The 18,991-nt window shown below is 71.5% G+C and carries 19 protein-coding genes; 4 read left to right on the top strand and 15 right to left on the bottom strand.

Going from position 1 to position 18,991, the window contains the following annotated elements:
• Positions 1–22: 22 nt before the first annotated feature.
• From ACQPXB_RS03040 to ACQPXB_RS03005, 8 genes are all read right to left on the bottom strand, one after another.
• Positions 23–853, bottom strand: coding sequence for a thioesterase family protein (locus tag ACQPXB_RS03040; protein ID WP_432849346.1), 831 nt, complete (start codon positions 851–853; stop codon positions 23–25).
• 145 nt (positions 854–998) lie between these two features.
• Positions 999–1,805 (bottom strand): sugar phosphate isomerase/epimerase family protein, encoded by an 807-nt coding sequence (locus ACQPXB_RS03035; RefSeq protein WP_432849345.1) that lies wholly within the window; start codon positions 1,803–1,805, stop codon positions 999–1,001.
• Between the two features lie 472 nt (positions 1,806–2,277).
• Entirely contained in the window at positions 2,278–4,080 is a 1,803-nt protein-coding gene (locus ACQPXB_RS03030) for a hypothetical protein (RefSeq protein ID WP_432849344.1), read from the bottom strand.
• Positions 4,077–4,235, bottom strand: a complete 159-nt coding sequence (locus tag ACQPXB_RS03025; protein ID WP_366577800.1) for a hypothetical protein — start codon at positions 4,233–4,235, stop codon at positions 4,077–4,079. Before ACQPXB_RS03025 ends, ACQPXB_RS03030 begins: the two co-directional genes overlap by 4 nt.
• Positions 4,232–5,215 (bottom strand): Ppx/GppA phosphatase family protein, encoded by a 984-nt coding sequence (locus ACQPXB_RS03020; protein WP_366577798.1) that lies wholly within the window; start codon positions 5,213–5,215, stop codon positions 4,232–4,234. The genes ACQPXB_RS03025 and ACQPXB_RS03020 overlap by 4 nt, the downstream gene beginning before the upstream one ends.
• Positions 5,216–5,411: 196 nt before the next feature.
• Complete coding sequence (locus tag ACQPXB_RS03015) at positions 5,412–6,101, bottom strand: response regulator transcription factor (RefSeq protein ID WP_204091841.1); 690 nt, start codon at positions 6,099–6,101, stop codon at positions 5,412–5,414.
• Complete coding sequence (locus ACQPXB_RS03010) at positions 6,098–7,357, bottom strand: sensor histidine kinase (protein WP_432849343.1); 1,260 nt, start codon at positions 7,355–7,357, stop codon at positions 6,098–6,100. Before ACQPXB_RS03010 ends, ACQPXB_RS03015 begins: the two co-directional genes overlap by 4 nt.
• Before the next feature lie 137 nt (positions 7,358–7,494).
• Entirely contained in the window at positions 7,495–8,379 is an 885-nt protein-coding gene (locus tag ACQPXB_RS03005; protein ID WP_432849342.1) for an aldo/keto reductase, read from the bottom strand.
• A gap of 86 nt (positions 8,380–8,465) precedes the next feature.
• Here ACQPXB_RS03005 and ACQPXB_RS03000 point away from each other — a divergent pair, with 86 nt between their 5' ends.
• Both ACQPXB_RS03000 and ACQPXB_RS02995 read left to right on the top strand, forming a co-directional pair.
• Positions 8,466–9,113: a DNA-binding response regulator gene (locus tag ACQPXB_RS03000; protein ID WP_432849341.1), complete on the top strand. Its 648-nt coding sequence runs from the start codon at positions 8,466–8,468 to the stop codon at positions 9,111–9,113.
• Positions 9,110–10,024, top strand: coding sequence for a hypothetical protein (locus tag ACQPXB_RS02995; RefSeq protein WP_432849340.1), 915 nt, complete (start codon positions 9,110–9,112; stop codon positions 10,022–10,024). Before ACQPXB_RS03000 ends, ACQPXB_RS02995 begins: the two co-directional genes overlap by 4 nt.
• A gap of 310 nt (positions 10,025–10,334) precedes the next feature.
• Here the strand turns inward: ACQPXB_RS02995 and ACQPXB_RS02990 are convergent, their stop codons facing one another.
• From ACQPXB_RS02990 to ACQPXB_RS02960, 7 genes are all read right to left on the bottom strand, one after another.
• Entirely contained in the window at positions 10,335–11,084 is a 750-nt protein-coding gene (locus tag ACQPXB_RS02990) for a phosphoglyceromutase (protein ID WP_432849339.1), read from the bottom strand.
• Between the two features lie 433 nt (positions 11,085–11,517).
• Entirely contained in the window at positions 11,518–12,438 is a 921-nt protein-coding gene (locus tag ACQPXB_RS02985; RefSeq protein ID WP_432849338.1) for a DUF4349 domain-containing protein, read from the bottom strand.
• Positions 12,439–12,503: 65 nt separating this feature from the next.
• Complete coding sequence (locus ACQPXB_RS02980) at positions 12,504–13,016, bottom strand: YbjN domain-containing protein (RefSeq protein WP_220245921.1); 513 nt, start codon at positions 13,014–13,016, stop codon at positions 12,504–12,506.
• Entirely contained in the window at positions 13,013–14,320 is a 1,308-nt protein-coding gene (mshA, locus tag ACQPXB_RS02975) for a D-inositol-3-phosphate glycosyltransferase (RefSeq protein WP_366577784.1), read from the bottom strand. The genes ACQPXB_RS02980 and mshA overlap by 4 nt, the downstream gene beginning before the upstream one ends.
• A gap of 22 nt (positions 14,321–14,342) precedes the next feature.
• A complete protein-coding gene (locus ACQPXB_RS02970) occupies positions 14,343–15,164 on the bottom strand; it encodes an alpha/beta fold hydrolase (protein ID WP_432849337.1) in 822 nt (273 codons plus the stop codon).
• Positions 15,165–15,185: 21 nt separating this feature from the next.
• Positions 15,186–16,358, bottom strand: coding sequence for a L,D-transpeptidase (locus ACQPXB_RS02965; RefSeq protein ID WP_432849336.1), 1,173 nt, complete (start codon positions 16,356–16,358; stop codon positions 15,186–15,188).
• Positions 16,359–16,580: 222 nt separating this feature from the next.
• Positions 16,581–17,642: a UDP-N-acetylmuramate dehydrogenase gene (locus tag ACQPXB_RS02960; protein WP_432849335.1), complete on the bottom strand. Its 1,062-nt coding sequence runs from the start codon at positions 17,640–17,642 to the stop codon at positions 16,581–16,583.
• 25 nt (positions 17,643–17,667) lie between these two features.
• Between ACQPXB_RS02960 and ACQPXB_RS02955 the strand changes: the two genes are divergently transcribed.
• Together ACQPXB_RS02955 and ACQPXB_RS02950 are read left to right on the top strand one after the other, a co-directional pair.
• Positions 17,668–18,168, top strand: coding sequence for a DUF2505 domain-containing protein (locus ACQPXB_RS02955; protein WP_366577777.1), 501 nt, complete (start codon positions 17,668–17,670; stop codon positions 18,166–18,168).
• A complete protein-coding gene (locus ACQPXB_RS02950) occupies positions 18,147–18,947 on the top strand; it encodes a class I SAM-dependent methyltransferase (RefSeq protein WP_366577775.1) in 801 nt (266 codons plus the stop codon). The genes ACQPXB_RS02955 and ACQPXB_RS02950 overlap by 22 nt, the downstream gene beginning before the upstream one ends.
• Positions 18,948–18,991: the final 44 nt, after the last annotated feature.

Raw genomic sequence — 18,991 nt, 5'->3', positions numbered from 1 at the left:
CACTGAGAGTGCCAAACGCGCGTCAGGCTCCCGGTGCCGGGGCGAGCGCGAGCTGGCGCGCCTGCGCGACGAGCCGCCCCTGGGAGTCGACCACCGTGGCGTCGGAGTCGAACCAGGCCTCGTGCACCGAACGCGATTCCACCAGGATGCGCAGCCAGCCCGGGGCCGGGCGGGTGCGCAGGAAGGCCGTGAGCTGCACCGTGGGTGCCCAGCCGACGCGGCCCAGGTTGGCCACCACCGGCGGGTTGAGATCGCCCGCGAGGAGTGCGAAGTAGACGTCGCCGATCCCGTCTCGGGGACGTACCCACAACTTCATCCGCGGCGGGTCGCCGGCGCGCCCGGCGAGGTACCCCGCCGTGGCCGGGTCCACGCGGACCTCGCAGCTGGACGAGAGGTTGAACACGCCCTCCGACGTTTCGGCACCGAGTGGCACCGCGCCCGAAGGCGGTTCGGCCGGCAGCTGCGGCACGTCACTCCAGTCCGGGCGCCGCATCGGCAGCCGCCCGGTCGTCACTCGCGCCTCCACGCAGCTTCGCCCACGCTGCTCCAGCCGCACCCCGACCACCGACGCGCGGCGGCCGACCTTGCGGACGTCGGTGCGCAGCAGCACCGGGCCCAGCGCCGGGGCGTGCAGGAACTCGGCGCTGACCACCAGCGGTTCGGCCGTGGGTTCGCCGCGTTCGCCGAGCACGGCCGTGGCGGCCTTGGCCAGCAGGGCCAGGAGAAATCCGCCGTGGGGGTGGTTCGCGATCGCCCATTCCGCTCTCAGCGTGGCCGTGAAAGTCCCGTCCCCGAGGGAACGGACCGTGCTGGCCGCGTCGAAAGCCGTCGCCGTCTGTTCGGCCCGGCTCACGAACGGCCGGCCACGGCGGTGCATGTGGCGGAGAAGTTCAACGATCGCAACGAGTTCACGGTCGGCACTTTACGTGTCGATGAGCCGGAAGAGGGTGTCGGCGGGCCCGGGACCGCCCGGACAGCCGATCATGCTAACGACCTGGTCACTGTCCGAGGTGCAACCGGGCGAACAGCAGCGCCTCCGCGAGAGCGCGGGCCCGCTCCGCGGTGGTCACGGCGTGCCGCGTGTTGACCTCGAGCACGACCTGACCGGTGAAACCGTCGCTGACCAGCTTTTCCAGCAGTTCGGCGCACGGCTGACCGCCGTGGCCCGGGATGAGGTGCTCGTCCTTGGGCACGCCCGTGCCGTCGGCCAGGTGGACGTGGCTCAGGCCCTCCCCCATCCGCTCGGCCAGCGCCAGCGCGTCCATCCGCGCGGCGGCGCTGTGGGAAAGATCAAGCGTGTAGTGCCGGAACCCGACGTCCGTGGGATCGATCGACGGCCGGAACGCCGACACCCGCGCGTTCCGCGACCCACCCGGCGGCCGCACCTTGAACATGTTCTCCACGGCGACCTCGATGCCGGACTTCTCCTCCAGCTCGTCCACGAGGTCCCCGAACGCGTCGCCGTACCGCCGCTGCCACCGGAACGGCGGGTGCACGACGACCGTCCGCGCCCCCAGCTCCTGCGCGGCCTCCACGGACTTCCGCAACCGGATCTCGGGATCCGGCGACCACACCCGCTGCGTGATCAACAACGACGGCGAGTGGATGGAGAGAATGGGCACGTTCGTGCGCTTCGACCACCGGCGCACCGCCGCGACGTCCTGGCTGATGGGGTCCGCCCACACCATGACCTCGACCCCGTCGTACCCGAGCTCCGCCGCGAGCTCGAACGCCGCCCCGGCCCGCAGGGGCCACACCGACGCAGTGCTCAGGCCCACGGGGATCGGGTTCTCAGGCGCGCTCACGGGGGACATCCTGCCTTGCCTGGGTGGGCGTGTCGCAGGTGCCGTGGGTCTCCGCAGAGCTGTTGTCCGTGTTCTTGTCCTCGCAGGGCGGCTTGCCTGGGGAGTGCACCCCGAAGCTGGATTGTGTTGACGGCCGGTGACCTTGTGTCAAGGCGGGAAAGCGTGCCTTGACACAAGGTCGCCGGCCGCAAGGAGGCTTCGGATCGGGGTGCCGGGGCGGGTCTGGGTGCGGGGCTTGGTCGCGTGGGTGGGCGGCGGTTCTGGCGGTGGCGCCTGGCTCGGGTGGGTGGTGAGTCGGGTGGGCGGCCGGCGGTTGGGTGGGGGCCAGAGCGCCCCAATGCGGCGTTCGGTGCGTTGAGCGCACCGAACGCCGCATTGGGGTGAGGTGGGTGGGGGTGTGCCGGGCCGGGCCGAAATGCGAGAACTCCCGGCCCGCCGAAGCGGGGGCCGGGAGTTCCGACGCGATAGGTGCCTAGCGCCCCACCAGCAACAGGGCTGCGGGGGAAACGGTCACCACCAGGCCGACCAGGATGGCCAGCAGCGTGGTCTGCAGGTCTTCGGCGCGGCGGATCTTGCGGACGATCCACACCAGCGCCACGATCACCAGCAGCGCGCCCACGAGGGCGGCCGGGGCGAGGTTGACCCAGAGCCAGTTGAAGCCGAGCCAGACGGCGGCGCCGCCGACGACGCCGAGGGCCAGTTGGCCCGCGAGGGTGAGCCACTGTTTGCCCGGGGAGCCTTCGGGGACCGGCTCGGCAGCCGCGGGGGCGGCGGCGGGTTCTTCGGGGGCGACGTCGTCGTAGTCGTCCTCGTAGTCGCCGTGCTGGTCGTAGCCGTAGTCGTCGCCGTCGAAGTCCGGGGAGCCCGGCTGGGCGAACTCGCGTTCGTACTCGGACAGGTCGTCGTCGACGGGGCCGCCGCCCGGGGCGAACGGCATGGGCGCCGGGTAGCCCGCGGTGGGCGGGCCGGCGTCGAAGTCGGCGGGGGCGGCCATGGTGGGCGGGCCGCCGTCGTAGTCGCCCTCGGGTGGGTACGGCTCGGCGTAGTCGTCGGCCGCGTAGTCCTCGTCGGCGTAGGCGTCGGCGGGTTCGCCCGGGACGACCGGCATCACGCCGATCTCGGTGTCCTCGAGCTGTTCCTGCTGGCGACGCTTGCGCCAGCCCGCCAAGCCCGGCGGCTGCGCGGGCGGACCACCAGGACCACTCGGACCAGGACCAGCCGGGCCGGCGCCACCGGGGCCGGGACCACCAGGACCGGGAGCCACCTCAGGCGCCTCCGGCTCGACGCCGGCCACGGCGTCGAACTGCTCCGTGTGCGGGTCCTGCTGCGGCGCGGGCCGGCGGGCCGGCGCGCGGCGCGGACGCTGCGGCGCACCCGTCGGGAACGCGCCACTGGCCATGGGCGGCTCGGGCACGTCGGCGTCGGGCGTTCCGTCGAGACCGTCGAGCCGCGACGCGAGCGTGCCACCCGGCGCGGGCGGCGGGCCGGGACGGCGGCGGACCGGCGGCACCTGGTTGCGGGTCTCTTCCGCACCCGGCGGCGGCACCGGCTGCTGACGCGTGGGACGTCCCCGCGGCGGCACCGGCATCTGGCCGGACTCCTGTGGCGGCGCCGGCGGACGCACGAACTGGCTCGACTCGGGCGAAGGCGGAACCGGCATCTGTGCCGACTCCTGCGGTCGCACGAACTGACCCGACTCCTGCGGCGGCGCGGGCGGGCGGGTGTACCCCGTCTCCTGCGGCCGCACGAACTGGCCGGACTCCTGCGGGCGGGCGAACTGCCCCGACTCCTGCGGCGGCTGGCGCACGAACCCGGAATCCTGCTGCCCGTTCACCGGGCGGACCGACCGCGTCGGCGGACCGGACGGACCAGGTCCACCCGGACCCGCGGGACCAGGACCGGCCATCCCACCCGGCCCCTGGGGACCGGCGGGCGGCGCGGGAGGAGCAGCAGGCGGACGCTGCAACGGCCCCGACTCCTGCGGCACCGCGCGCGGCGCGGGGGCCGCGGGCCCGTCCGAACGACGACGGCCACCCGCCGAGCGCGAAGGCGGCGGCGGAGTGCCGCCGTCGCTGGTTACGCGGTCGATGATCGCCTGCGGAGCGGTGTCGCTCACGCCCGCCGCGCGGCGGCCGCCCTCCGGCGGCTGCTCGGGGGCGTCGTCGTCTTCCGCTGCGCGACGCCTGCGCCGCCGTGAACCCTCGACCTGCTGCCCGTGCTGGGCGAGCAGTTCGGCCACGGTCTTCTGGGGCGGGGCGCCGTTCTCGTCGGTCATACCGTGCTGTCCAAAGCGCGCTCGGGGTTGGCCACGGCAGGTGCCGGCGGCCGGACGCAGGCGGCGCCGCGCGCGCTGAACACCGTGCTGTGCATGTCCGTCACCTCTTCACCGTGCCTGTTTTCCGTCACCGAAGTCCAGTCCACTGCTGTCACCGGTCCTCCCCGTTCGCCGAAACGCCGGCGAGGGCGGCCCCAGTTTCGTCCGCGCCGTTGGAATGGTCCAGCCGTCGCAGGATGACACCCTCTCGCAGCGCCCACGGGCAGATCTCGAGTTCTTCGAGGGAAAGCGCCCGCATGGCGGCTTGCGCCACCAGAGCACCCGCCACGAGCTGGTGCGACCGGCTCGAGCTGACTCCCTCGAGTTGTGCGAGGTCCGCTGCGGGCATGCGCGAGATGAAGGCGATGAGCTGGCGCAACGCGGTGTCCGTGAGCGTACGGCGCACGCGCGGGCCGGCCGCCGAGGGGGCCGCGCCGGTGAGCCTGGCCAGGGAGCGGAACGTCTTCGACGTCGCCACCACCCGATCGGGTTCACCCCATTTCGCGACCTTCTTCGCGAGCCCGCTGAGCTGGTCCTCCAGCCACGCCGAGGTCGCCACGACCTCCGAGCGTGTCGGCGGGTCGTGGCGGAAGCGCGTGCGCGTGGTGCGCCCGGCTCCCAGCGGCAGCGACTCCGCGAGCACAGGTTCCTCGTCGCGGCCCATCGCGACCTCCAGCGAGCCGCCACCGATGTCGAGCACCAGCACCTGGCCGGCCGACCAGCCGAACCACCGGCGCACGGCCAGGAACGTCAGGCGCGCCTCGTCGACGCCGGAGAGCACCTTCAGCTCGACGCCGGTCTCGTCCGCGACCCTGGCCAGCACCTTCGCCGAGTTCTTGGCCTCGCGCACGGCCGACGTCGCGAACGCCATCACGTCTTCGCACCCGAGTCGCACGGCCGCAGCCCGCGCCGACTCCACGGCCCGCACCAGCTGGTCGGACCCCGCGCGGCTGAGGTCTCCGGTTCGCGTGATCTGCTCGGCGAGGCGCAACACGGCCTTCTCCGAGTGCATGGGCGTCGGGTGCGCACCACGATGGGCGTCGACCACCAGCAGGTGGACGGTGTTGGACCCGACGTCGAGTACCCCTAGGCGCACGAGGATCCAGCGTACCGGTCCCACAGCCAGGTCTCGAAACTGTAACCAACACCACTCGGTCCGGGCTCGACTCTGCGTGCCCGAGCGCCCGCGCAGGGTGAAAAATGAGGCGTTTTCCCAGGAGCGAAAACGGCCGGGGTGGCAAGAAAAAACCCCGCCATCCCGGCCGTGCTCCGGTGTTTTCCCTACCGCCGGCTCACGTCTCGAACTTGTACCCGAGGCCGCGCACCGTCACGAGGTGGCGCGGGGAGCCCGGGTCGGGCTCGATCTTCGAGCGCAGGCGCTTCACGTGCACGTCGAGGGTCTTGGTGTCCCCGACGTAGTCGGCGCCCCACACGCGGTCGATCAGCTGGCCGCGCGTGAGCACGCGGCCCACATTGCGCAGCAGGTACTCCAGGAGGTCGAACTCCTTGAGCGGCAGCGAAACCTCCGCGCCGTCCACGGTCACGACGTGGCGCTCGACGTCCATCCGCACCGGCCCGGCCGAGAGCACCAGCGGGGCCAGCTCGCCCTCCGCGCCCGGCTCGCCGCCGCGGCGCAGCACCGCGCGCACGCGCGCGATGAGCTCCCGGGCCGAGTAGGGCTTCGTCACGTAGTCGTCGGCGCCCAGTTCCAGGCCCACGACCTTGTCGATCTCGCTGTCGCGCGCCGTCACCATGATCACCGGCACGGCCGAACGCTGGCGCAGCTGCTTGCACACGTCCGTGCCGCTCATGCCCGGGAGCATGAGGTCGAGCAGCACGATGTCGGCACCGTTGCGGTCGAACTCCTCGAGCGCCTGCTGTCCCGTCCCGGCCACCGCGGCCGTGAAACCTTCCTTGCGCAACAGGAAGGCGAGCGGGTCGGCGAAGGACTCTTCGTCCTCGACAATGAGAACCCTCGTCACAGGTTTCCTCCATGGTCTGGGCCGGAGAGCTCCTGCCCGGTTGCCACGAGCCGGGGTGTCCGCTCGGGGGTCTTGTCCTGCCGCACCACGATGGCGGGCTGGGTCTGCTTGCCGCCGCGCGCGCCGTCGCCGCCGGGCTCGGGGCTGACGTGCGCGGGGATCCGCAGCGTGAACGTGGACCCGGTGCCGGGTCTGCTCCACAGGCCCACCGAACCGCCGTGGTTGGCCGCGACGTGCTTCACGATCGCCAGGCCCAGCCCCGTGCCGCCGGTGGCGCGGGAGCGGGCCTTGTCCGCGCGGTAGAAGCGTTCGAACACGCGCTGCTGCTCGTCCTCGGCGATGCCGATGCCACGGTCGGTCACGGCGATCTCGACCATGCCGTCGGCGAGCCGGCGCGAGATCGACACCGGGCTGCCCGGCGACGAGTACGCGACGGCGTTCTCCAGCAGGTTCGACAGGGCCGTGACCAGCAGCGTCCGGTCGCCTTCGATGAGCAGGCCGCTGGCCGTGTCGGTGGTGATGGTGATCTCCGCCGACTCCGCTGACAACGTTGTCCGGCCGAGCGCTTCCCGCACCACGGCGTCGACCTCGACGACGTTGAGGTCGGGCAGCCGTTCGGCGCCCTGCAGGCGCGAAAGCGCGATCAGCTCGGTCACGAGCGTGCCTAGCCGGGTCGACTCGCGGAGGATCTTGCTGCCGAAGCGGCGGACCTCGGCCACGTCGTCGGCGGCGTCGAGCACGGCCTCGGTGAGCAGCGCGATCGCGCCGACCGGGGTCTTGAGCTCGTGGCTCACGTTGGCCACGAAGTCGCGCCGCACGGCCTCCAGGCGGATGGCCTCGGAGTGGTCCACGGCCTCGACCACGGTGAAGCCGTCGCCGAGCGGGCGGACCTCGCCGAGCACCGCCTCCGGCTGGCGCCGCCCGCGGTTCTCGAGCGGCGACAGGTCGATCTCCATCGGCTCGTCGGTCTCCACCACCTGCTCGGCGGCGGCACGGGCCCGCGGGTCGGCCTGGTTCACGCGAACCAGGCCGAGCTCGTAGGCCCTCGGGTTGTGCAGCACGAGGTCACCGAAGCGGTTGAGGACGACAACGCCGCTCCGGGACGACCGGATCAGCCGTTCGAGGAGCTCCGCCACGGTCGGTCCCACCGGCCGTGCCGTCTCCTTCCGGGCTCGCGCCCGGGCGATGAGGAACCCGACGACCGCGCCGACGGCAAGAGCGCCGATGGCCGAGATCAGGGCAACTGGCGTGGTCACAAAGGAATCGTAAGCATCCCGGTAGCCTTTCGGACCAGTCTTGGAAGCCCGGTCGTGAGGCGCGTGACACCTACGGGCGACATGTTCGCCCTGGTGTCAGGCCCTGTTCACCCTCCCGAGACCTTCCCGCAGGATGTTCACGCTCCGTCGAGGTCGGCAAGATCGTCGGCCGTCAGGCGCAGCTGCGCGGCGGCGACGTTCTGTGCCAGATGGTCCGGGTTGCCCGTGCCCGGGATCGCGAGCACGTGATCACCTTGCGCGAGCGTCCACGCGAGACGGACCTGGGCCGATGTGGCATCGTGGCGCTTCGCGACGGCCGCCACGCGCTCTTCGACCCCGGATTCGTCGGTTTGTCCACTCGCGACGGCGAACCACGGCACGAAGGCCACGCCGTGTTCACCGCAGAGGCGCAGCAGCTCGTCGTCCTCGCGGACGGCGGTGAGGCCGTACTGGTTCTGCACGCACACCACGGGCGCGATCGCGAGCGCCTCGGTGAGGTGCTCGGGGCCGACGTTGGAGATGCCCAGCTCGCGGATGAGGCCGGCGTCGCGCAGCTCGGCCAGTGCGCCGAAGTGCTCGGCGATGGAGCCCGTGCCGCGGCCGAGGCCCGTGCCGATGCGCAGGTTGACCACGTCGATGTGGTCGCGCGCGAGCTGGCGCAGGTTCTCTTCGACCTGGCCGCGCAGCTGGTCGGGGCGCGCGAAGGGCAGGAATTCGCCGGACGGGTCGCGGCCCGGACCGACCTTCGTGGTCAGGACCAGGTCATCGGCGTACGGCGAGAGGGCAGTGTTGATCATCTCGTTGGAGGAGAACTCCGGCGTGAAGTAGAACGCCGCCGTGTCGATGTGGTTCACGCCGAGTTCGAGCGCACGGCGCAGGACGGTGAGGGCGCGCTCGCGGTCGGCGCTGGTGCCGCCCGTGAACGGGACGAGCCGCATGGCGCCGAAGCCGAGGCGGTTGACGGTCAGGGAACCGAGCCGCCACGTGCCGGCGGCCGCGGCGGGAAGTGCTGTCTGGGTCATGACTTCCAGCGTGTCCCGGCGGGGTTCGGGGCGCCCGGATTGGCAGGAAGCTGCCACCGGATCTCATCGGGGGGACACTGGGACGCGTGACTCGAGTCGACGACGTCGTGACCGTGCGCGGCGAACGCGAGCTGTTCGACCGCACCGCCCACCTGTTCGGCAGCGCGACGGACATCGCGTGCGCCGCGAACACCCTCTACACCTGGGCCGCCTCACGCCCGGGCACCGGCGTGCGCGCGGTGCCGGACCTGCAGGGCCGGCGGGCGCGCAAGATCTACCTGCCGAGCGTGCTGCTGGACGAGGCGAGCGTCGAGCACCTGCGCATGCTGCGTTCGCTGGGCGCGCAGATCCGCATCAGCGAGCGCGAGATCAACGAGACGATCATCCTCGACGGCCGCCTCGCGATCCTCGCCGCCGAGGTCACGCCCGACGGGCGCAGCTACACCGTCCTTTCGCGACCCGACCTGGTCAACGGGATCTCGTCGCTGTTCGAGGCCGCGTGGCGCTCGTCGACGGATCTCGCGGCGTTCGAAACGCGCTTCGCCGAGCTGCGGCAGAACACGCCGCGGCTGCTGGACCTGCTGCTGTCGGGCTGCACCGACGAGACCGCGGCGCGCACGATGGGCGTCGGCCTGCGGACCTACCGGCGCTACGTCGCGGAGCTGATGGCAGCGTTGGGGGCGACGTCGCGGTTCCAGGCCGGGGCGCGCGCGAAGGAGGCCGGTCTGCTGTGAGGCGTGGTTTCGTGGTGTCGGTGGCCCTGCTCGGTCTGGTGTCCGCGGGGTGCAGCTCGGCGGTGGGCGGGAAGGCCGTGGTTCCGCCGCAGCCCGCCAACCTGGCCTACGTGGACGCGAAGGCCACCAGCGACGCGTCCGCGGGGATCAAGAAGGCCGTGGAGACCGTGTTCAGCTTCGACTCCACGGACACGGCCACGGTGGCGAAGAACGAGCAGGAGTACTTCACCGGCAACGCGCGCACGCAGTTCGACCAGACCTTTGCGCAGATCAAGACCGCCGCGGTGAAGACGCAGACGCACGTGGTCGATTCGGGTGTCGCGTCGCTGTCGCCCAACGGGGCCACGATGCTCGCCGCGATCAAGCAGCAGAGCCAGACCCCCGACGGCAAGACCAACGCGGCACTCGCGGTCGTCCTCGTGACCGCCGCCCCGGCCGGCGACCACTGGCGCGTGAGCGACCTGAACCTCAACCCGCGCGGCACCCTCGGCCCCACGGCCGACCCGGGCGCCCCGCGCCCCGCCGTCACACGCGACTCCGCCCTCGCCGCCGCCCGCCACGCCGGTTCGGTCCTGCTGACCGTCGACGCCCAGAACGCCGACGCCGTGTACGACGGCTACGAGAGCGTCGCCGTCGACCCACTGCTCACGCAGTTCCGCGCGACCCGCCAGACCACCGTCGACAGCATGAAAAACAGCGGCGCCAAGGCTTCCTTCAACCCCCAGTCCGCGGCCGCCGTGTCGTCGACCTCCGCGGACGGCAAAACCGCCACGGTGCTCCTGGACGCCGTCGTCTCGACCCAGCAACAGGGCGGCCCGCAGGACCGCACCATCCCCGTCCGCCTCACCCTCGCCCGCCAACCGGACGGCAGCTGGAAGGTGTCGGCGATCGATCCGCTGAACGCGGCCTGAGGCCGGTTCCGGAAAAGCCGAAGGGCCACCGCGCAGCTCGCGCGATGGCCCTTCGTCGTGAAGGAAGCTCGCCCGCCACGGTTCGCACCCGCCGCGACCACAGGTCACGGCGCTGGTCGGCTCCGCGGCATTGACCTCCGCATTCCGGCGCCGGCTCGCCGCCCCGCTCCGGCGGCCTCGCCCCACGCGGCCCGCGGTCGGGCCGGCAACCCCGAGCCCGGCACCCGCACCACCCCGCGCGACCCTCCGGAAAAGCCGAAGGGCCACCGCGCAGCTCGCGCGATGGCCCTTCGTCCGTGGGTGAGCGGGCTCAGCGGCCCTGGTTCGCCACCGCGGCGGCGGCTTCCTCGGCCGCCTCCGGGTCGAGGTAGAGGCCGCCCGGCTTGATGGGCTGGAGGTCGTCCGTGAGGTCGTAGCGCAGGGGGATGCCGGTGGGGATGTTGAGGGCGGCGATGTCCGTGTCGGAGATGCCGTCGAGGTGCTTGACGAGGGCGCGCAGCGAGTTGCCGTGCGCGGCGACCAGCACGGTCTTGCCCGCGCGCAGGTCGGGGACGATCGCGGACTCCCAGTACGGCAGGAGGCGCTCGACGACGTCCTTGAGGCATTCGGTCAGGGGCGCGTTGTCGCCGAGGTTGGCGTAGCGCGGGTCGCCGGCCTGGCTGAACTCGTCGGCCGGGTCGATGGCGGGGGGCGGGGTGTCGTAGGAGCGGCGCCAGAGCATGAACTGCTCCTCGCCGAACTCCTCCAGCGTCTGCTTCTTGTTCTTGCCCTGCAGCGCTCCGTAGTGGCGCTCGTTGAGCCGCCAGTCGCGCTTGACGGGGATCCAGTGCCGGTCGGCGGCGTCGAGGGCGATGTTCGCCGTGCCGATCGCGCGACGCAGCAGCGACGTGTGCACCACGTCGGGCAGCAGCCCCGCCTCGGCCAACAGCTGGCCACCCTGGCGAGCCTCGCGCTCGCCCGTCTCCGAAAGCGGCACGTCCACCCATCCGGTGAACAGGTTTTCCGCGTTCCACGTGCTCTGTCCGTGACGCAGCAGCACCAGCGTCCCAAGTTCGGCCATGGCCCACAGCCTGCCAGAGCGGACCAGGTTCGTGACTGGTGAGTCCCGCTTGAACGATGTTCTACAGAGAGTGTGTTACTCCATAGTAACACCTTCACCCGAACAGAAGTCAGCCCGTCAACAAGCCGCGAATTGGGTGCAATGTGCTGCGCGCTGTTATCCCGCTGAGTGAAGTTCACTCGAATGGAGTAACGAGTAGTCTTGTGATTACAGGTGGACATCTGACAGGTTTGGCATGTCCCGCTCAGCCGGATTCCACGCACTCCCCGGCTGACGGCGGGCTATGACCGCGGCTCGTCTCCCCCCTGCCGAGCCGCGGCCCGCCGGCCCCGTTGGCATCCCCCTCGTCACCGGGTCCTTGATCGGCGGGAACTTCAGCGGGGCGGCTCGAGATCGCGACTCCCCCCTCCCTCGAGCCGTCCCGCCTTTCCCGTTATCCCGCAGGTCCGGCGGGGACAGCCGCGTCATCCGCCGGACGCGTACGACGCCGCCGGCGCACCCACCACCACACCGCCCCGGCCGGGATCCCGAGCACCACGGCGAACGGCGCGATCGCCCCCAGCGCCGTCAGGAAGCCGCCGCCGAAGGTCAGGAACGCGTCCCAGCCACCGGCAAGCCCCGCGAGGAAGCCCGGCAAGTCATCGGATGTCTGCCCGGGACCGGTCACGACCTCTGCGGTCACGGACAGTGCCACCGTCGCCATCGCGACGCTTCCCGCGAGCGCCTTCTGCTGCTGTTCGAGTGACTCCAGCGCGGCCTCACGGGTGGTGAGCTCACTCTCCACACTCGCGATCTCGGAGATCGACGTCGCCTTCGCCAGCAACGCCCGGATCCGGTCCACGCTCGCGCGCTGGGTCGCCAGGCGCGCGTCCACGTCGACCACCTGGGCGGTGACGTCCTGGGAGCTCAGCTCGCGCTTGGTGACCTTGCCGAGCCCGGCGAGCTGGTCGAGCACCCCGTCGAGCTTTTCGGCGGGCACGGCGAGGCTCAGGGTCGCGGACGACTCCAGCGTGCTCTCCTGGCCGGTGTACCCGCCGGCTCCGGTCGCGATCACCCGAGCCCGCGACACGACGTCGTCGAGCCTCGGGGTCGAGAGGTCCAGCCGTGCACTCCGCGCGAGCTTGCGGTCGGTGGTCCCCGTGGCTCCCACCGCCGGCGCGTTGGCCGAAGCACCGGAAGCCCCCGGCGCTCCCGGTGCGGGCACGGCCGGCGCGGCTTTCTCGGCCAAGCCCTGCTGAGGCGCGGCCGCCACCCCGCTGTCGGCCTCCGTCGAGCTCGGCTCATTCGCCGTGCACCCCGCCAGCGCCACCAGCAACACGGCACCGGCCGGCACCCATCTCCATCGAGTCCTCATCCGTCCTCCTCCACTCGGGTGGCAGACGGACGGACCCCGGCCTCAGCGGCGTTGCACGGCCCGAGTCACGACTCGGTCAAGCCCGGCTCGTGCGGCTTCTCAGGCGCCACGAGGTGCTTGAACGCCTGGAGGTTCGCCAGCGACTCGCCGCGCGACACGCGCCAGTCCCACTCGCGCTTGATCGACGACGCGAACCCGATCTCCAGCAACGTGTTGAAGTCACCGTCGGCGGCTTCGAGCACCTGCCCGAGGATCTTGTCCAGCTCGGCGTCGGTCACCGTCTCCTTGCCGAAGCGCCCGACGAGGTAGATGTCGCCGATGCTGTCCACTGTGTAGTGCACGCCGTAGAGCCGGGCGTTGCGCTGCAACAGAAAGCGGTACACCTGCTCGTGCGCCTCGTCCGGGCGGCGGCACACGAACGCCTCCACGGAGAACGCGTGGTCGCCGTCCACGAGCCAGCAGTTGGTCTGGAGCTTCTTGGTCCCAGGCAACGTCACGAAGTACTTTCCTTCGCCACGCCGGTCGTACTTGAGTTCGGCGGCGTCCAAAGTGGACTTGATCGTCGCGTCCAGGCTCACACCGCCACCTCCGCCCGCGTTTCGAGCGCCCCGCGGAACGCCTTGGTCGCCTGAGCATAGATCTCCAGCAGCGAGTCCGTGGTGCGGCTCCAGGAGAAGCGGCGGGCGTGCAGCACGGCGTTGGCACCGAGCTCACTCCGGCGTTCCGGACGCAGCGCGACGGCCGCCAGCGCGTCCGCCCAGTCGGTGGCCGTGTGCGAAGGCACGAGCAGTCCCGACACGCCGTGCGGCACCGCGACCGGCAGCCCGCCGACCTCGGCGGCCACCACGGGCGTGCCGCAGGCCTGCGCCTCCAGCGCCACGAGGCCGAACGACTCGTTGTAGCTCGGCACGGCCACCACGTCGGCCGCGCGGAACACGTTCACGAGCTTCTGCCCCGGCTGCGGCGGCAGAAAGCGCACCTGCTCCTGGATGCCCAGGGTGCACGCCAGCTCCTTGAGCGCCTGCGGCTGCTCCAGACCGGTGCCCGATGGCCCCCCGACCACGAGCACCACGAGCTTCGAACGCAGCTCCGGCCGCTGGGTCAGCAGCTCGGCGGCCGCGCGCAGCAGCACGTCCGGCGCCTTCAACGGCTGGATCCGGCCCGCGAACGCCAGCACCACGGCGTCGCGCGGCAGCCCGAACGCGTCGCGCGCCAGCGCCTGCGAGCCCGGCGTGAAGCGGTCGAGGTCGACCCCTGGCGGCACGGCGTGCACCGCATGCGGATCGGCGCCGTAGAGGTCCACGAGCTGACGAGCCTCGACCTGGGTGTTGGCGACCAGGCAGTCGGCCTCGGTCACCACCTGCTCCTCGCCCATCACCCGGGTGCGCGGCTCGGGCTTGTCGCCGTCGGCGAGCAGTGAGTTCTTGACCTTCGCCAGCGTGTGCGCGGTGTGGACCAGCGGTACGCCCCAGCGGTCGCGCGCCAGCCAGCCGACCTGGCCGGAGAGCCAGTAGTGCGAGTGGATGAGGTCGTAGTAGCCGGGCTCGTGGAACGCCTCGGCGCGCAGCACACCCGAGGTGAACGCACACAGCTGCGCGGGCAGCTCGTCGCGGCCCAGCGGCTCGAAGGGGCCGGCCTGCACGTGGCGAACGGTCACGCCCGGCGCCAGCTCGGCCAGCGGCGGCTGGTCCGACGAGGTCGCGCGCGTGAACACCTCGACCTCGACGCCTCGGCGCGCCATCTCGGTGGCGGTCTCGCGCACGTACACGTTCATGCCGCCCGCGTCGCCGGTGCCCGGCTGTTCGAGCGGCGAGGTGTGCACGGACAGCACCGCGATGCGACGCGGCGCAGCACGGAACCCCGACAGAGAGGAGATGGTCACCTGGTCACTACTCCTGTGTGCGCTACTCGGCTGTTTCCCCGGAGAACCGCCGCAGCGCGGAGTTGAACTCCCCCGCGTCCTCGACGAACGGCAGATGCCCCGCATCAACGAACCAACGCAGAACCGCCCCCGGAATCTTCCCGGCCGAATATTCCGCTGCCGACGGATCGACCACCCGGTCGGCCGTGCCGTGCACGACCAGCACCGGTTTGTCGACCTTGGCCAGCACTTCCGAACTCTCCACGTCGCGCTTGAACAGCGCCGCGCGCACGGCCGGCGGCACCGCCAAAGACATCCCGAGCAGGGCTTGCGCGAACGTCCCGGGCACCGAGGCGTTGGCCTGGGCCCGGCTGAACTCGACCAACGCCGGCACGGCGACCTCGGGATCGTCCGAGAGCGCCGCGGGCAGCGCGGCCCGCATGACCGATCCGGTCTTACCGCCTTCGCGGCCCCGGCCGATCTCCGTGATGGCACCGACGAGCACGATCCCGGCCAGCCGTGCGGTTCCGTGCACCCGCAGGTAGTCGGCGATCACGAGCCCGCCGTAGGACCAGCCGACGACGATCGCGTCGGGGCCGGCGAAGTCGAGCACGGCGGCGAGGTCGTCGGCCCACTGGCGCGGGTCGTCGTAGCCGGCCGCCGGGACGTCGGACGCACCGTGGCCCCGCAGGTCCATCGCCACCAGGCGGAACCGCTCCGTGAGCGCCGGGTCGGCCAGCTGGGCCGCCCACGCGCGCGACGACTGGGCCCAGCCGTGCACGAAGACGATCGGACGGGAGTTCTGGGCACCCTCGACGCGCACCGCGATGCGCACGCCGGAGGTACCGACCACTTCGGTGTTCACGACGTCAGTTCGTAGCACGCTTCACTTGGCCGCCGACAGCGTCTTCCAGGTGGACCAGTCGTAGAACCAGTCCTTGACGTCGGAGCCGGTGGGGCTGGACAGCTGCGAACCGGTCACCTCCACGGGGTCGCCGATGAGCGCGGAGTCGAAGTAGTCCTTCGCGTCGGCTTCCAGCAGGTTGACGCAGCCGTGGGAGTTGTTGGCCTTGCCGATGTTGGCTGCGTTGTCCTGGTTTTCGTGGATGTACTCGCCGTGGTTGGAGATGCGGCAGGCCCACTTCTTGTTGACGTTCGTGTAGCCGTAGCGGGCGTTGTCGAACACCGCCGTGGGCTCCTTCGACATCACGATGAACGTGCCGTTGGGCGTGTTGCGATTCACATCGGAGTCGAGGCCGTTGGCGCACGGGTAGCTCTTGTACTCGGAGCCGCCGCGGTAGACCTTCATCACGTGGTCGGGGGTGTTCAGCTTCACGACCTGGTTGCGGCCGATCTTGAACTTGGTCGTGACGTCGGCCTTGCCGTAGGCGCCACCGCCGAGGTCGACGCCGTAGAGATTGGCCTCGACCTCCACGGTCGTGTTCTCCGGCCAGTACTCCTTCGGCCGCCAGTCCACCTGCGTGGGCGAGAGCCAGCCCCACGAGCCCTCGACGTCGGTCTTCACCTTCAGCGCCTTCTCCACGGCCGCGCGGTCCTTCGGCGCTTCCTTGAACTTCACGCTGATCGGCATCGCGACGCCTACGTGGGCGTCGTCGGCCGGATTGAGCGTGGCGCGCAGCTGCTTGGCCGGGTTGACCGTCGCGAAGGAGCCCTTCAGCTCCACCGGGCGGTTGTCCGTACCGGTGGCCTTTGCGGCGTAGGTGTAGGTCTTTCCGTAGCCGAGGGATTCGGAGCTCTTCCAGGTCAGGCCGTCGGCCGCGAGGTCGCCCTTGACGGTGTCGCCGTCGGAGTTGGTGACCTTCACCTCGCTGAGCTTGCCGGAGGTCACCTTCACGACCACGGGCTCGCGCACGTCCGCGTCCTTCGCGTCGACGGCCGGCGTGGCGGTGATCTTCGCCACCGGGTCCACGGGCTTGCCGCCGTCCTCCCCGCTCCCGCCGAGCGGCAGCGCCGTGCCGTTCGTGGTGATCGAACACGCGGCCGCGAGCGCCCCCGCCCCCGCGGCGAGCACCGCCTTGAACACCGTGCGCCGTTCCATCCCCGTGAACCTCCCCTTTTTCGGACCACGACGGCCCCCGCACCGGCGGATGCTTCCACGCTGTCAGCGCCGGTGAGCGACTCGACGTTACCTGCCGGCACCGGGTTCACCCAGTCCATGTGGCCCGCGTCTTGTCGACAAGACGTTTCATCCACCGGGCGGTTGCGCGGTCCGACTGCTGGTGACGGGGTTGTGACGAGCCCAGCGCGAGGTTGGGACGAGTCAGAGTGAGCAGGCGATCAGCAACGGCTCCGGGTGCAGCGTCACCCCGAAGCGGTCACGCACGCCGTCGCGGACTTCACGGGCCAGGGTGAGCAGATCGGTCGTGGTGGCGGTGCCGCGGTTGGTCAGGGCGAGGGTGTGTTTCGTCGACAACGAGGCGCGGGCGCCGGGGCCCGGGTGGCCCTTGGCGAAGCCGGCGCGTTCGATCAGCCAGGCGGCGGACAGCTTCACGCCGGCGTCGGCCGGGTACTGGGGTACGGCGACGTCCGGGCCGACGACCGCGGTGATCCGCTGCAGAACAGCCTCGACGTCGGCCGACGGGACGATCGGGTTCGTGAAGAACGAGCCGGCGCTCCACGTGTCGTGGTCGGCCGGGTCGAGGACCATGCCCTTGCCGCGGCGCAAGCCCAGGACCGCGGCGCGCGCGGCGGCGGCGGGGACTCTCGCGCCGATCTCGACCCCGAGCGTGCGCGCGAGCTCGGCGTAGCGGATGGGCGCCGACTCGCCGGCCGGGTCGACGCGGAAGCGCACGCTGAGCACCACACCGCTGTCAGTGCCCTTGAGCACACTGGCGCGGTAGGCGAAGCCGAGCTCGTCGGCCTTGACCGTGCGCACCTCGCGCGCGGCGCGGTCGTAGAGCTCGATCGAGACGATCGACTCCGCGACCTCGCAGCCGTACGCGCCGACGTTCTGGATCGGCGTCGCGCCGACGGAACCCGGGATGCCGGACAGGCATTCGAGCCCGCCGATGCCCGCGGCCACGAGCCCGGCCACGAACGCGTCCCACTCCTGCCCGGCGGCGGCCTCGACGACGTCGCCGTCGCGCGTCCAACCGGTGTTCGCGACCTGGATGAGCGTGCCGGGGAACCCGCTGTCGGCGACCACGAGATTCGAACCGCCGCCGAGCAGCAGCACGCGCTCGCCGGCGGCGTCGGCCTCGCGCACGGCAGCGACGAGATCGTCGCTGGTCGTGGCGCGCACGAACCGGCGCGCGGGCCCTCCGAGGCGCAGCGTCGTGTACTCGGCGAGGCGCGGCGGCGCGGGCGTTTCGACGGGGTTCACGCTGCCTAACGGTACTGTCCGGCCCATGGGATCCCGGATCGAGCACCGTGCCGAGTTCTCCGCCGGACTCGGGGCCGTGCTGGCCGCCGTGTCCGGTGAGGACGCGCTGCGGGCGCGCCTGAAGGAGCTGGGCGGCGACAACGCCGCGCTCCTTGCACATGCTGTTGACGGCGACACCGTGCGCTACGAACTGCGGCACGGCATCGCCGCGCAGCGCCTCCCCCAGGCCGTGCAGGCGCTGCACCGGGGCGACATCGTCGTGCACCGCAAGCAGGTGTGGCAGCGCTCCGGCGACGCGTACACGGGCCAAGTCGAGGTCAGTGTGAGCGGCGTGCCGGGCGAGATCGGCGCGCAGACCTTCCTGACGCCACGCGGTGAGCGCGTGGAGTTCCGGACGTCCGGCGAGGTGACGGTGCGGATCCCGCTGTTCGGCGGGAAGATCGAGGAGTTCGTGGCCCAGCAGGTGACGAACCTGTTGGCTCGCGAAGCCGACTTCACCGCGTCGTGGCTGGCCGAGCACGCCTGAGCCCGGTGGGCGCCCCGACGAGGGGCACCACCAATCCCAATCGGTTACGCAGAGTCGATCGCTGGCTCGCGAACGACCCCGCGGTGACGCGGCTGTTGCGGCGAACGCCCGACCCGCTCGTGGTCGACCTCGGCTACGGCGCGTCACCCGTGACGACCATCGAGCTCCAGCGGTGGCTTCGCCGGGTCCGCGCCGACGTCCGGGTGCTCGGACTGGAGATCGATCCCGAGCGAGTGGCGTTCGCGCGCCGCGCCGCCGACCCTCCGTGGCTGGACTTCCGCCGCGGCGGATTCGAGCTGGCGGGCGCGCGGCCGGTGGTGGTGCGGGCGTTCAACGTGCTGCGCCAGTACGCCGAGCACGAGGTCGCCGGGGCGTGGAAGGTGATGCTCGACGCGATGCCCGACGAGGGGCTGATCGTCGAGGGCACCTGCGACGAGATCGGGCGGCTGGCGTCGTGGGTCGTCGTGGGCGCGGCCGGCCCGGTTTCGCTGACGGTGTCGATGCGGCTCGCCGAGCTGGACCGTCCGTCCATTGTGGCCGAACGACTGCCCAAGGTTCTCATCCACCGCAACGTTCCCGGCGAACCGGTGCACGCGTTCCTGTCCGCTTTGGACGACTGCTGGGCCGCCGCGGCGCCGCACCGGTCGTTCGGCGTCCGGGCGCGGTGGGTGTCGGCGGTGGGCCTGCTGCGGGACCGCGGCTGGCCGCTGCTGGGCCGGCCGGAGCGCTGGCGGCTCGGGGAGCTGACGGTGCCGTGGGACAGTGTGAACCCGCTCTGAGTTGACTACACAGAGTGCCCGACTGGGCTGATCAGTGTGGGTAC

Origin of the sequence: Amycolatopsis sp. CA-161197 (genome assembly GCF_050942255.1) — a bacterium.
Classification (GTDB): Bacteria; Actinomycetota; Actinomycetes; order Mycobacteriales; family Pseudonocardiaceae; genus Amycolatopsis.
The sequence above is the reverse complement of the archived record's forward strand: the minus strand, read 5'-3'. Positions and strand labels throughout refer to the sequence as shown.

What these genes read in the sequence shown, in the direction of transcription:
- ACQPXB_RS02990 (WP_432849339.1), bottom strand. Translation starts at nt 11,084, where the DNA reads ATGGCCGAACTTGGGACGCTGGTGCTGCTGCGTCACGGACAGAGCACG.
- ACQPXB_RS03030 (WP_432849344.1), bottom strand. Translation starts at nt 4,080, where the DNA reads ATGACCGACGAGAACGGCGCCCCGCCCCAGAAGACCGTGGCCGAACTG.
- ACQPXB_RS02965 (WP_432849336.1), bottom strand. Translation starts at nt 16,358, where the DNA reads ATGGAACGGCGCACGGTGTTCAAGGCGGTGCTCGCCGCGGGGGCGGGG.
- ACQPXB_RS02955 (WP_366577777.1), top strand. Translation starts at nt 17,668, where the DNA reads ATGGGATCCCGGATCGAGCACCGTGCCGAGTTCTCCGCCGGACTCGGG.
- ACQPXB_RS03005 (WP_432849342.1), bottom strand. Translation starts at nt 8,379, where the DNA reads ATGACCCAGACAGCACTTCCCGCCGCGGCCGCCGGCACGTGGCGGCTC.
- ACQPXB_RS02985 (WP_432849338.1), bottom strand. Translation starts at nt 12,438, where the DNA reads ATGAGGACTCGATGGAGATGGGTGCCGGCCGGTGCCGTGTTGCTGGTG.